We start from the raw sequence: 14,198 nt of genomic DNA, 5'->3' as shown, positions 1-14,198 counted from the left end.
CCCTTCGCCACCGCCGTCGTCACCGAGGCGATGTTGCGGACCTGACTGGTCAGGTTGGACGCCATCGAGTTCACGTTGTCCGTCAGGTCCCGCCACGTACCGGACACGCCCTTGACCTGCGCCTGACCGCCCAGGTTGCCCTCGGTGCCCACCTCACGGGCCACCCGGGTCACCTCGTCGGCGAACGACGAGAGCTGGTCGACCATCGTGTTGACGGTGTTCTTCAGCTCCAGAATCTCGCCCTGGGCGTCGACGGTGATCTTCTGCGAGAGGTCACCCTTCGCCACCGCCGTGGAGACCTGCGAGATGTTCCGAACCTGGCTGGTCAGGTTGCCGGCCAGCTGGTTGACGTTCTCGGTGAGGTCACGCCAGGTGCCCGAGACGCCGCGTACCTGCGCCTGACCGCCCAACTTGCCCTCGATGCCCACCTCACGGGCCACCCGCGTCACCTCGTCGGCGAACGACGAGAGCTGGTCCACCATCGTGTTGACGGTGTCCTTCAGCTCCAGGATCTCGCCCTGCGCCGCCACGGTGATCTTCTGCGACAGGTCACCGCGCGCCACCGCCGTGGAGACCTGCGCGATGTTGCGGACCTGGGCGGTCAGGTTCGACGCCATCGAGTTGACGCTGTCGGTCAGGTCCTTCCAGGTGCCCGCCACGTTCGGCACCTCGGCCTGGCCACCCAACTTGCCCTCGGTGCCCACCTCACGGGCCACCCGGGTCACCTGCTCGGCGAAGAGCCGCAGGGTGTCCGTGAGGTAGTTCATCGTGGCGGCCAACTCGGCCACCTCACCGCGCGCGCTGACCGTGATCTTCTGCGACAGGTCGCCCTTTGCCACCGCCGTCGCGACCTGCGAAATCGACCGCACCTGACCGGTCAGGTTGGACGCCATGGTGTTGACCGAGTCGGTGAGGTCCTTCCAGGTGCCGGCGACACCGCGCACGTCGGCCTGACCACCCAGCTTGCCCTCGGTGCCCACCTCGCGGGCCACCCGGGTCACCTCGTCGGCGAACGACGACAACTGGTCGACCATCGTGTTCACCGTGCGCCCGATGCGCAGGTACTCACCGCGCAGCGGCCGACCGTCGATCTCCAGCGCCATGTGCTGGGACAGGTCGCCGTCGGCAACCGCCACGATGACCCGGGCGATCTCGGTCGTCGGCCGGCCCAGGTCGTCGATCAGCGAGTTGATCGCCCGCTGCCCCTCCGCCCAGGAGCCGTCCAGCCCCTCGTCGTCCAGCCGTTCGGTGAGCCGGCCGTCCCGACCGACGATCCGGCTGATCCGCCGCAGGTCCAGGTACTGCCGCTCCTGTAGGGAGACCACCTCGTTGAAGGCGTCCGCCACCTCACCGGCCTTACCGGCGCGGCGGGGCAACCGGACTTTCAGATCACCGCGACGAACCCGTCGCAGCGCCTCGGTCAACTCACCGAGAAGCGCGTCCTGTTCGGACGCGGACGGATCCGCGTACGACTGCTTCGCCGTGGTCATGATGCCTCGCTCACCTGGGGGGTCCGTGCCCGTAAGACACACCGGCACCCCATATTGTGCCCGCGTCGGCCGTAGTGCCAGGGTGCGCGACCCGCCGATCGGCCCCGGTGGGCCCGGTGATCCTCGCGCCGGGTGCCAACCCGACACAGACCTCATCGGGTGGCGCTCGTCACGTCTACCACGCTGTGCCCGCACGCGCCGATCACCACACGGTATCGCCGACCGGCCCTGCGCCCCGCCGATCACGGATCGGCTTGGCACCCGGCGGGGCGACGGTGGAGGATACGAGGGTGTCAGCCGAGGCGGGGCCCGCGACGGCCGGGGCCCGGAACGGGGCCGTCCGGCGTGTCCGCCTGCCCGCCGACCGCCGTACGCCCGCCGCCGCCCGGGCGGTCGTCCGCTCGGTCCTCGCCGAGGCGCACCTCGACGACCTGGTCAACGAGGCACTGCTGCTCACCACCGAGCTGACCACCAACGCCGTCGAGCACGCCGGCACCGAACTGGACATCGAGGTCGTGGCGGACGGTGCCGGACTCTCCGTGACCGTCTCCGACTTCGCGCCCAGCTCCGGCAACGACGAGCTGAGCGTCGGCACCCGCAACGACACGACCGAGATCGACGAGGTCTCCGAGCGCGGTCGCGGGCTGCTGCTCGTCGACCACTTCGCCAGCCGCTGGGGCACCACGTACCTGCCGACCGGCAAGGGCGTCTGGTTCCGCCTGGACCGGGCCGGGACCGAGCCGCAGGCCGGCACCAGCGCGGGCGGCACGTCGATGGCAGCCAGCCCCGGGGCCGGCGACGGCTCGGCGCCGAGCGCCGGCGCGATGAGCGAGCTCATGCAGACCGCCCCCGACATCTACGCGGACGACCCGCTGCCCGACTTCGCCACCAGCCTGCTCAACCGGGTCGCCGAGATGGTCGGCGCGGCCGGCGGAGCGGTACGCCTGGACCGGGGCGACGGACAGGGCCGACAGTTGTTGGCCCGCTTCGGTCGGCAGCCCCGCCCCGACAGCGAGCTGCTGCGGGTGCCGTTGACCGTGAACCGCCCGTACGCCGGGGAGTTGGAGCTGGACGCCGCGCCGTCGGCGTACGCCCGGCCGCTGGCGGTACTCACCGCCGAGCGGCTGTCCCTGCACCTGGAGAACGACCGGCTGCGCCGGGCGGACGTCCGCCGGCAGGCGTGGCTGACGTTCCTCGCCGAGGCGAGCGAGCTGCTGGCCCAGTCGCTGGACGTCGAGCTGACGATGGCGCTGATCCCGCAGTTGGTGGTGCCCCGGCTCGGCCAGTGGTGCGCGGTGCACACCACCGACGAGTGGGGTCGGCTGCGGCTGGCGGCGGCCAGCCACGCCGACGAGTCCATGTTGCCGCACCTGCACCGGGTGCTGGCGGAGACCGGCCCGGATTCCATCCAGGCCCGGCTGCGGGAGGCGTCCCGCAGCGCGGCGCAGATCCCGCTCGGCGGCCCGATGGAGGGCTTCGCGGTCCCGCTGATCGCGCGCGGGCAGCGGCTCGACACCCTGACGGTGGGCCGGCACCAGCGGCACCGGCACGACCCGGACGAGATGGCCGTCCTGGAGGACGTAGCGCGGCGGGCCGCGCTGGCGATCGAGAACGCGCGGATCCACGCCGAGCGCCGACGGGTCGCGCAGACGCTCCAACAGTCCCTGCTGCCGCCCGTCCTGCCGGTGGTGGACGGTATCGGCTTCGCCGCCGAGTACGTACCCACCGGTGACCACGCCGAGGTGGGTGGCGACTTCTACGACGTGGTGCCGCTGCCCGACGGGCGCTGGCTCGTGGTGATCGGCGACGTCTCGGGCAAGGGCGTTCAGGCGGCGGCGGTCACCGGCCTGGTACGCGACGTGATCCGGGTGCTGGTCGGCGACGGCAAGCCGCTGCCGGAGGCGCTGGCCCGGCTCAACGAGACGCTTGTCGAGCGGGGCGGTGGCCGATACTGCACGTTGGCCCTGGCGGCGGTCGGGCCGGGCGACGGCGACCACCTCGACGTCTCGCTGCACCTGGCCGGGCACGACCGGCCGGTGCTGCTGGCCAATGGAGGCGGTGCCCGGTTCGTCGGCATCGGGGGCACGGCGCTGGGTCTGCTCGACGCCATCACCTCGCCGACGGCGGAGATCACGCTCGCGCCGGGCGACTCGCTGATCTTCTATACCGACGGGGTCACCGAGCGGCGGCGCGGCCGGGAGCTGTTCGGCACCGATCGGCTGCGGGACGCGGCCGCGCCACTGGCCGGTTACTCCGCCGACGTGGTCGCCGCGCGCCTGCGCGCCGCCGCGATCAACTTCTCGGTCGAGCCACCCCGGGACGACATCGCGGTGCTGGTGCTACGCAACGATACGGCCTGACCGACTTTCCCATGCCTGCCTTGATCAGAGGACACGGCTCTGGCCGCACCTTGCGCGACCTCGCGGATCGGTTCCGTAACATTCGGTTCGGTTTCCTCATCCGTTCAGACCCCGTCGGATAACCTCTCTCCTCACTGCGAGCTGACCAATGCACGGGGAGACACCGGATGCCGGAGATCGCCGGAACAGGTTGCGTCGAGAACCTGTTCACCTGGGTCCCGACTGGCCAATGGTTCGGCCTGGGCAACGCGGAGATCCCTGACCCGGTGCTGCACGCCGCGCGGCTCCCGGAAATGCACCAAGTCCATATCGATGCGGCCGTGCTCGACGCGGTGATCGCCAACGACATCTTGCGCGGCCAGCCGCAGAGCGTGATCGACCGGATGGTGTACGTACCGGCGGAGCCCACTCTCGACTGGACTGTCGCGGTCAGTCGTGCCGATGCGCTTGGCCTGCCGGTCCTCGTCCGTGACGCGACGTTCGACGTGCTCGACCCACGGGTCCAAAAGCTTGTCGACGGCAGCGGCGTAGTGCTGGTAACGCCCGCCCCTGGGAAGGCGGCGAAGACCACCCTCACCCCGCCCGTCACCGACCGCGCACCCCGTTGGCTGCGTGCCAAGCCACGTGCCGCGATGAACGAGACCCAGCTGCGGCAGCTGAGCCTTGACGTACTTAAGGTAGTCGCCTCGCACGGGCCGACAGACGACCCGAATCTGTGCACCGTGCTCCTGCGGGCCCTCCGGGACGAACTCTTCCCCAGGGGCTTGCTGCCGGAGAGGGCGCGCGATGACATGCGAGTGGGCACCTGGCGCGGCGAGGTCGAATTCTCCGCTGCCAGCAGGTGGGGGCGGGCAGCCTCCGTCGAGGAGATCATCAAGGCGCTGAAAACGCTGGAAGCGGGAAGCACAGCATTCGTCCTAGTTGATCGGGCATTCGGAAAAGGCCACGCGGTCGCGATGTACAAGCTGGCCGACGGCGAGCTGCGGTGGGTTGACCTGTCCGGATCGGAGGGTGCCAAAGTCATCCCGGTGGCCGGGCCGGCGGAACGCCTAGTGGGTGCCCACCCGACCGAGGGTGGGGTGGCGCTTCGCGTCCTGATCGCGAACGCCGAAGGACGCCGTGTTCCCCTGTCAGACTCGATGCAATCGACATCAGCAGCCCAAGCACTAATTGGTCCACCGATAAACCGGGAATACGCAGGCTCCGCCCTGGTCGCCACCTTCAGCAACAGAATCACCTTCGACGGAGCGGCAGCCCACAGCAACGAAGGCGGAGAAATACTGGCGTTGCACGAACCCAGCGGATCCAAGATCGTTACTCAGGGCGCAACCATCGATCTCCCCGTGGTGCCGATGCGACGAGGCAGGGATATGCGTCCGACACCCAACGCCCAGACGCAGAAAATTCCCGTCGTAAACCTCAGCTTTGTTAGCGACAGGCTGCGCAATGTCGAGCAGGAGGACGCATACCATGAGCCGGAGGCGGCAACCGAAGCCCTCCAGCAAATTGAGACCCGACTGGCTGGTCTCACCTTCCAGAACAGCGGCCGTCAGCCAATCCGGCCCCTGACGGAAATCCTCTCCGGGCAGGGATTCACGTTCACCGAACTGGGCAAATTGGCTCGTGTCGGAATATGGAGACCAGAGGGTGAATACCACGCGAGGTCCAGCTTTGAAGTGGGGGTAAGCACCGACGGCCTCTACCCCTTTTTAAAACAGGTGCTACGCACGACGCAGCGAGCGGCGGCAGCTCGGCACCTGAAGGACGGCCTGTCGCTCGGAAAAAAACTAGCCGCCCGATTCTTTGGGTGGCGTGAGTTCGGTCCAGACCTTTCTCCAGAAATCCTGCAAGATTTGCCGGAATCAGACGAACGCCTCGACGGGTATCGCCCGGGGCGCGCGCTGGCCGGCTACGTAGCGCTTCTCTACTCCCATGCAGCCGCTTTGGCAACAGATAAGATTCCATACCCGGAAAAGGTTGCCGCCCTTTCCGGTACAGCCATTTACGACATCCGTGACAGACTGCCTGTGGAAACACAGGCTTATCTGGAATTCGATCGCCAGTTTATCGTGGAAGCCTTCGAGCGTAGGTCCAAACAGGCGATCGCGGAAATCGAAGAGGTTGCCAACGTCTTAAATCCCAAAGCAGGGATCTATTTTTCCGACGGGCTCCCGGCCGGCAATGCACACAAAGCGCCGCCGAGCCCCACGGATACACACGATGTCCAGAACGGAATGCTGCCACTCATCCTACTCACTGTGGCATCCGATGGCGACCGCGGGCACCAAAAAAGCGTCGACGACATGCTGCGCGAGCATGCGGAGCTCACCAAAATCGCCAGGCACGAGTTTGATGAGCAGATCAACGCGTTCACTTATTCCGGACCGGCGATCGACGATTCGGTGTCTGCTTATGACGCGACGCCCGAGGAAACACCGATCTTCGAGGGCGGGGAAGCGGCACACGCCGCCGAGTGGGGCAACCTTGCGCGACACCGTCACTCCCCCGAAGATCCGCAACGCCTCACACGCGGGCTCCTCGCGCGCGAGTTCCCGACGTCGCGCCTCAATTTCTTCCGTGGGGAGCACTATCTTGGTCCGGGCGAGCAGCAGCTCATCACGAGTCTCGTCGCACGTGTCGTCGATATCGCTGCCCGAACCGGGCCTCTTGAACTGCACATCGAGGCTGGCGGCGTCGGGAGGCACCCAGCGCTGGCGGCACTGACTGGGGACGCTGCCGAGCGGGCGTCCGTGACCGGGAGGAACCGGGGAGAAAACATCGCCCAGTCACTCCAACCCCACTTCGACGGGCAGTTGGCGTTGCGCAGTCTCCGCCCGGAGGCAGTAAGGCTGGTGGTGCACAACCGCGGCGCGGGGCCGTCAAGCGCGCCCAACATCCAATTGAAAACATCCGAGGATCATCGAGCGGCCTTCGTTTGGCTGCTACCGCAGGTGTCCCCTGGCCCTGCCGCCGAAGCCGCGACTCCGCGCGAGCTCTTCGACGAGATGAACAACGCGATGGTCACGCGGGGCCTTCCACCGCGGACTCACGCTGACATGCTGGCAGCTCTGGCCGCACCTGGGCAGCCGTTCCGACAGAATGATCTAGAGGTGGTGCTGCGATACTTCGCCGAACCCGTCGCTGGACCCACGGTCGAATCATCGGTGCTACAGAGCGGCGCGGATCAGCATCACCCGCAGGGCGAGCGTGCGGTCGCCGAAGTCCAGCACGATCTCCCCGCACCGCACGAAGTGAAGCCGAGCATCGGCGGGTTGTACGACCTTTTGACGCACGTGCGTGCCATGACGAGTCGGCCAGCGGCGGCTCGTCACATCGAGGATGGACTGAGCTTCGGCAATGAACTGGCCGCCCGGTTCTTCGTGTGGCGGGAGTTGGGTCCGCAGGAAGTGGGAGTGACACGGCCGGGCGGCGCGGGAATCCCCGAGCGCCTCGGCAGAGATTGGGACGTGCGGCGGCTGGCTGGCTACACCGCTCTGCTCTACGCTCACGCGGCGGCGTTAGCGCAGAGTGTTATCTACGACGAGCAGCCCTCGCCGGATGACCTGCTAGCTGTCCAGTCGCGGAGCGCAATGGGCGACATACGAGACGAATTGCCGCGCGAGGTGCGGGCCTATCTGGCGTTCGACCGCAAGTTCATCACGGACACCTTCCTCAGCAAGTCCCAGTCGACAATTACCGAGCTCGAAGCAACGCGGGTGCAGGGAATCGGCCGGCAGTATCGTCAGCGCAGTGGGCCAAAAGCCGGCACTTTCGTCGTCTTCGCTACCGTACCGGTCCACACCGGCGGCCATGCAGACCTGCAGTCCGAGTCCGAAACGTCACGCCAGCGCCACCCCTCAGCCCTGGACTATCTGATCCGAGGCTTGGACTCTGATTCGGCCCCGGCATCCAGCCACTGGCCCGGTTTCAACGTCAGTCCGGGCGGTGCCACGAGCTTCGACCGTGACGGTGAACTCGCGCGCTTCGTCGTGGAAGTATCCGCCGACAGCAACGGGTCGACGACTGAAGACCTGCGGCAACTTCAGCTAGCTGAGCTGAACGACCTCGTCGAGGACGCAGCCCGGAACGACCTGCTTGATCAACGGCAATTTGTAGTCGACCGCGACAATGGCCAGCTTTTGGCCGATATCAGTGGCGCAATCGCTGATGGCCACACCAACGGGCATGTCAGGCTGGGATCCAGTGGGGACGCCAGCAACTGGGACGGGCGGCGTTTCGAAGCTGGGCTAAATCTGTTCGGTCCCGCCCGGCACACCGAGCCGTGGTATCGCATCGGGGAGTTCGCCGAAACCCGTGGTCGGCCGCTGGTCGGTCTCGTGCCGGACGACGAGGCAGGTACGAATTTTGGGACAGCGGAACGTGTGCTGAGGTCAAGTCTCGAGGACGACTTGTTACCCCACAACAGCGTGATCGTCGTCCTGGGGCGCAGCGCGAAGATCGATGATTTGCTCGCCGACCGTGGGCTGACGGTCATCCGCCGGGCCGAGTCAGCGGCTCAGGTAGAGCCGGTCCGATTCCATCCGCGAAACGGATGGAACAGCAGGATCGGTTGGGAGATCACCACACCGACTGGCTCGACCAATGGTTTCGGAGCCCTCTTGAACAGCTGGACGATCGAGGCGACCTTCGACGAACTGCACCTGCTTCCCAGTGTGACGGCGGAGGCTGGTTTATCAAGGGCGAACGACTGGCTGACCGGCATCAGCCACCGGCACGCCAGCCGCGACGACGAGGGACGCCCGACAAGAGACGAGTCCCGACCACTTACCACGCCGACGGTCGTCCACGCTTTCACGCCGGCCGAACCTTCGACAATCGACGAACAGGTGGTGGCACCCGAGGCACCATCACACCGAAGCGTCGAAGAGGATGCACTTTCCGGCAACTTCCGGTTGCCGCCAGGCAGCCACGCGGACAGCGAAAAGGCCGACCGTCTCTTCTGGGTCGGCCCCCAACCAATACTCACAACGCAGAATCGGCTCCGCCGAGCAGTCGATGAGCCCGGTGCTCCGGTCATCTTCCTCGGCGGCAACCGAGGTGCGACCACATCGGATGATGACCTGCGCGACCTTCGACGTCTGGTCCAGCAGTTCGCCCTCAAGAAGCAGCAACCTGTCGTGGTGACCGAGATATCGCTCAGCCGTGAGCTAACGGACGTCTCGGAAACGTACGGCGTCAGCCTCGTGCATCGCGTCCCCAAAGCGCAGAACAGCAGCCTGGATCCGGTCTGGGTGGTGCGTGGCAGCGACGGCGTCTCCGACGGCGGGGAGGTTTACCTGACCGCGCTACTGCTTAACAGGGCAGCCGAGCGTGCAACGCCGACCGCCGACAGGACCAATCCTGCCGTCGTCCGACTACTACTGGCACCGGACCGGGCTGCGACGTTGGACGTGCTCAACACCAGCCGGGACGAACTCAACAGTCAGCAGGCCCGTAACGATCTGGCAACGATCGTCGAACGAGTCGGCAACGAAGACTCCTGGTTCCGTGGGTTCACCCCGCTGCTGGGCGAACTCAACGCGGCGGGCACGGCGGAAATCGTGCTCGATTACCAGGAAACGTCGGACGTGACAGCCCGTAAACACCTATTGATCGGCGGCCAGGGCCGGGAAATCCCCGTCACCCAGCGGGTGAATCTCATCGCGGATTCTGGCCACGGGGCTGCTGGCGCGAGCAAGGTCATGGAGGCGGTCAACATCATGTTTAGGCAGGGCGTGAACGAAGCGGTCGGGCATCTACTGAAGGCAGGCAGCCGTCTGGATGTCGACGATAGGCAGAGCTGGGTCGACGCCATCACGGATCTCGCGAGGCAAAATGCCGCAAGGAATGCCGAATTCGTCCAGCTCGCCAACGCCGTCCTTGAGTGCTGACCGGTCGACCCGTCCGGCGTCACAGGTCGCCGGGGAAGCGGCCGGGAGCGAGGCGACGCTCCGGGTCGAGGTGTTCCTTGGCGGCACGGAGCGCGTCCAGGCCGGCCAACTCACCCCACAGGTCGACGGCCTGCCGGACCGCCGCCGGGGCGGAGACGACCACACAGCGGCCCTGCCGGGCCAGCAGCACCCCGCGGACGGCGGCCAGGATTGACGCCACCCGATCGGGTGGCACCGCACCGGGCAGCGCCGCGTGCACCACGCCCAGACCGGCCGACCCCCGCACCGGCACCGGGGTGCCGGCCGCGTCGCGCAACGCGTACACGGCGGCGTGCAGATCGCTGATCGGCACCTCCAGGCGCAGCGCCGTGTCGCCGGGCGCGAAGGGATAACGACGCCACCACAGCGGTGCCGAGTGGGCGACGGTCGCCTCGCCGTGCAGCAGGCCAACCAGCCGCTCGGCGCGTTCGTTGACCTCGGCCGGGCCGCCTTCGAGCAGCACCACGAGGCTGCCCGCCCGGGACGGTGCCCCGGATCGGCCGGACATCGACGGGTGGCGCTCACGGGCGGTGGCCGCCGGGTGGCCCGGCGGGTACACGGTGCGTGGCCGGGGCAGGCCACCGGGCAGGTCCAGCTCGATGGCGGCCGGTTCCAGGCGGGCCGCGAGGATCGACCGGATCAGTTCGTGGACCTCCAGCGGAGTCCACACCGGTCGGGACACCCAGAGCCGGCTGGCCGGCACCGGCTGCACCCGTAGGCTCGCCGAGACCAGCACGCCGAGCGCGCCCTGCGAACCGCAGAGCAGCCGGGCCAGGTCGAGCCCCGGCGCGCCGCCGCCGGCACTGACCAGCTCACCGTCGGCGGCCAGATAGCGTACGCCGACGAGCTGGTCGCACGGGCTGCCGTGCCGGTGTCGCAGTGGCCCCGCCTCCCCGGCGGCGAGCACCCCGCCGAGTGTCGCGCCCGGCGAGGGGGCATCCATCGCGAGCCGCTGCCCGGTGCGTTCCAGAGTGGCCTGTACGGCCCGCAGCGGAGTGCCTGCGCCCACCTCGGCCAGCGGGGCACCCACCGGCTCCTGGCCGATGCCGGCGAGCCGGCCCGTGTCGAGCATGATGTCGACCTGCGTCGGGGTCGCCCCCCAGTCGATCTTCGTACCGGCGCCGCGAGGCACCACCGCCAGATCGTGCGCGGCGGCCAGTCGCAGCACCTCGGCTGCGGCATGCGGACCTCCCGGTACCGCCACCCAACGGGCGGGCCGCCCCGCCACCTCGTCGGCCGGACCGGCGAGTCGGGCGAACGGCGGACCGCAGATCGCGGTCAATCGTCGGGTGATCTCGAGGGCTCCGGACCGGCCGAGGGAACTCGCTGCTGCCGCCATGGCGGCTATCGTACATGCGTTCGAATAGTGAGGTGGCGGGATTCGGGATGCCGCTGGTCCGGCACACAGGGTGAGCCGGCCGGTAACGTGGCCGCCGTGACCACCGAGACTGCCCCGCCCACGGCGAAGCGGGTGCCCACCGAGCGCACCCACCACGGCGACGCCGTCGTCGACGAGTACGCCTGGCTCGCCACCAAGGACGACCCGGAGACGATCGCCTACCTGACCGCCGAGAACGCGTACACCGAGGAGCGCACCGCGCACCTGGCCGCCCTCCGCACGGAACTGTTCGAGGAGACCCGCCAGCGCACCCGCGAGACGGACCTGTCCGTGCCCACCCGCAAGGGCGGCTACTGGTACTACACCCGGACGATCGAGGGCCAGCAGTACGGGGTGCACTGCCGACGTGCGGTCCGCGACGGCGAGTCCGACCCGCCGGTCAGCGCGGACGGCGCCCCGCTCGACGGCGAGGAGGTGCTGCTCGACGGCAACCTGCTCGCCGAGGGGCACGACTTCTTCTCGCTGGGCGCGTTCGATATCAGCCCCGACGGACGCTGGCTGGCGTACTCGACGGACTTCTCCGGCGACGAGCGCTTCACGCTGCGCGTCAAGGACCTGACCACCGGCGAGCTGCTGCCCGACGAGGTGCCCGACACGTTCTACGGCACCGCCTGGTCGGCCGACGCGTCCGTGCTGTTCTACGTGACGGTCGACGACGCCTGGCGGCCGAACCGGGTCTGGCGGCACACGATCGGCGCCGCGGCGGCCGACGACGTGGTGGTGCACCAGGAGGACGACGAGCGGTTCTGGGTCGGTGTCGAGCTGACCCGATCGGAGAAGTTCATCCTCGTCGACATCCACAGCAAGGTCACCAGCGAGGTGCTGGTGATCCCGGCCGGCAACCCCACCGGCGCGCCGGCCGTGATCGCGCCACGCCGGCAGGGCGTCGAGTACGCCGTGGAGCACCACGGCCACCGCTTCCTGATCCTGCACAACGACGGCGCGGAGGACTTCGCGCTGGCGTTCACCTCGGCGGACGCGCCGGGTGACTGGGTGCCGCTGATCGAGCACACCCCGGGCACCCGCCTGGAGGCGGTGGACGCGTTCGCGAACCACCTCGTGGTGTCGCTGCGCACCGACGGGCTCACCGGCCTGCGGGTGCTGCCGGTCGGCAGCGACGACGCGTACGACATTGACTTTCCCGAGCCGCTCTACAGCGTCGGACTGGACGCCAACCCGGAGTACCGCACCGGGCAGGTCCGCCTGCGCTACTCCTCGCTGGTCACCCCCGACTCGGTGTACGACTACGACCTGGTCACCCGGCAGATGGTGCTGCGCAAGCAGAAGCCGGTGCTGCCCGGCCCGGACGGCCGACCGTACGACCCGGCCGAGTACGAGCAGCACCGCGACTGGGCGCTCGCCGACGACGGCACGCGGGTGCCGATCTCCCTGGTCTGTCGGGTCGGTACGCCCCGGGACGGCTCGGCCCCCTGCGAGCTGTACGGCTACGGCTCGTACGAGGCCAGCATGGACCCGTGGTTCTCGGTGGCCCGACTGTCCCTGCTGGACCGGGGCGTGGTCTTCGCCGTGGCGCACACCCGCGGTGGTGGCGAGATGGGCCGGCGCTGGTACGACCAGGGCAAGATGCTGGCGAAGAAGAACACGTTCACCGACTTCGTCGCCTGCGCCCGGCACCTGGTCAAGGCCGGTTGGACGGCCAGCGACCGGCTGGTCGCCCGGGGCGCGTCGGCCGGCGGCCTGCTGATGGGCGCGGTCGCCAACCTCGCCCCGGACGCGTTCACCGGGATCGTCGCGCAGGTGCCGTTCGTGGACGCGCTCACCTCGATCCTCGACCCGTCGCTGCCGCTGACCGTCACCGAGTGGGAGGAGTGGGGCAACCCTCTCGAGGACCCCGAGGTGTACGCGTACATGAAGTCGTACACGCCGTACGAGAACATCGCGGCGGTGGACTACCCGGCGATCCTCGCGGTGACCAGCCTGAACGACACGCGGGTGCGCTACTCCGAGCCGGCGAAGTGGATCGCCCGGCTGCGGGCCACCGCACCACAGGGCGACTACCTGCTCAAGACCGAGATGGGCGCCGGGCACGGTGGCCCGAGCGGTCGCTACGACGCCTGGCGCGAGGAGGCGTTCATCAACGCCTGGATCCTGGACCGCCTGGGCCAGGCCTGACGGGCCTGATCACGCTTGATCCTGGATGTGGTGGCCTCGTGCGGTCGTCGAGGCCACCACATCCGGGAAACTGCGCGATCGGGCCGGCCTAGACTTCCCGGAGTGAGCGACGAGGCCGATGCGGACAACCCGAGCACGGCACGCCGCATGTCCGCGTGGATGATCCTGGGGGTGGTGGCCGCCGCCCTGCTCGTCTGCTGCTGCTCGGCCGCCGTCGGCCTGCTGCTCTCCTGGTCCGCCGGCCTCTTCCACGCCCAGACCTGACGGGCCGCCCAGACCTGACGGGCCGACCCGACCTGACCGCACGACCCGACCTGACCGCACGACCCGACCTGACGGGCCGACCCGACCTGACCGCACGCCCCGACCTGACCGGCCGAACCGACCTGACCGCACGCCCCGACCTGACCGCGCTCCCCGGTCAGCCGCGTTCGGCGCCGACCAGCGCCGCGACCTCACCGGTACGAACCATGCGCTGCCAGCGCAGCCGATTGCCGATCAGCGCGGTCACCACCGACTGCACCACCACCAGATACATCACCTGCCGGTAGACGACCTGCTGGAACGGCAACGCCCACAGGGGCCCGTACCGCTCCCCGTCCAGCCGCAGCGCGTACCCGGCGGTGGCCGCCTGTAGCACGAGCAGGCCGGCCCAGGCCAGGGCCAGGGTCGACCACGGCAGGAAGAGCAGGCCGTGCACGGCGAAGACGTCGACCGCCGGCGCGCTCAGCGGCAACACGACCTGACGGCGCAGTACGTCGAGCACCTGTGGGGTCCAGCGCGGGTCCGGCCCGTCGTCGAACGTCAGCGCGATGGTCCGATCCGGTACGGGCCGGCTGACCGGCTCGTCTCCGTCCAGCCGCAGCACCGGCCCGCCCGCGCTGAC

General features: G+C 68.6%; 7 protein-coding genes. 4 read left to right on the top strand and 3 right to left on the bottom strand.

All coding sequences use genetic code 11. The annotated features are described in order from the left end of the window. Positions 1 to 1,490, bottom strand: a 1,490-nt coding sequence (locus ACLQ24_RS00720) for a HAMP domain-containing protein (RefSeq protein ID WP_425888443.1), incomplete at its 3' end; no start/stop codon positions are given. Between the two features lie 290 nt (positions 1,491 to 1,780). Between ACLQ24_RS00720 and ACLQ24_RS00715 the strand changes: the two genes are divergently transcribed. Together ACLQ24_RS00715 and ACLQ24_RS00710 are read left to right on the top strand one after the other, a co-directional pair. Then, positions 1,781 to 3,850 carry a SpoIIE family protein phosphatase gene (locus tag ACLQ24_RS00715; RefSeq protein ID WP_425888442.1) on the top strand — a complete coding sequence of 690 codons (2,070 nt, stop codon included), beginning with the start codon at positions 1,781 to 1,783 and terminating at the stop codon, positions 3,848 to 3,850. A 167-nt stretch (positions 3,851 to 4,017) separates the two neighbouring features. Next, a complete protein-coding gene (locus ACLQ24_RS00710; RefSeq protein WP_425888441.1) occupies positions 4,018 to 9,741 on the top strand; it encodes a hypothetical protein in 5,724 nt (1,907 codons plus the stop codon). A 19-nt stretch (positions 9,742 to 9,760) separates the two neighbouring features. Here the strand turns inward: ACLQ24_RS00710 and ACLQ24_RS00705 are convergent, their stop codons facing one another. Then, positions 9,761 to 11,119: an FAD-binding oxidoreductase gene (locus tag ACLQ24_RS00705; RefSeq protein ID WP_425888440.1), complete on the bottom strand. Its 1,359-nt coding sequence runs from the start codon at positions 11,117 to 11,119 to the stop codon at positions 9,761 to 9,763. A 96-nt stretch (positions 11,120 to 11,215) separates the two neighbouring features. Between ACLQ24_RS00705 and ACLQ24_RS00700 the strand changes: the two genes are divergently transcribed. Next, positions 11,216 to 13,312 carry a S9 family peptidase gene (locus ACLQ24_RS00700; protein WP_425888439.1) on the top strand — a complete coding sequence of 699 codons (2,097 nt, stop codon included), beginning with the start codon at positions 11,216 to 11,218 and terminating at the stop codon, positions 13,310 to 13,312. Between the two features lie 102 nt (positions 13,313 to 13,414). Further along, complete coding sequence (locus ACLQ24_RS00695) at positions 13,415 to 13,576, top strand: hypothetical protein (RefSeq protein ID WP_425888438.1); 162 nt, start codon at positions 13,415 to 13,417, stop codon at positions 13,574 to 13,576. Between the two features lie 157 nt (positions 13,577 to 13,733). On the opposite strand, the gene ACLQ24_RS00690 is transcribed toward ACLQ24_RS00695, so the two are convergent. Further along, positions 13,734 to 14,180 (bottom strand): polysaccharide deacetylase family protein, encoded by a 447-nt coding sequence (locus ACLQ24_RS00690; RefSeq protein WP_425888437.1) that lies wholly within the window; start codon positions 14,178 to 14,180, stop codon positions 13,734 to 13,736. Between the last annotated feature and the right edge of the window lie 18 nt (positions 14,181 to 14,198).

Origin of the sequence: Micromonospora sp. DT4, from assembly GCF_049841675.1 — a bacterium.
Taxonomy (GTDB): domain Bacteria; phylum Actinomycetota; class Actinomycetes; order Mycobacteriales; family Micromonosporaceae; genus Micromonospora.
The sequence above is the reverse complement of the archived record's forward strand: the minus strand, read 5'-3'. Positions and strand labels throughout refer to the sequence as shown.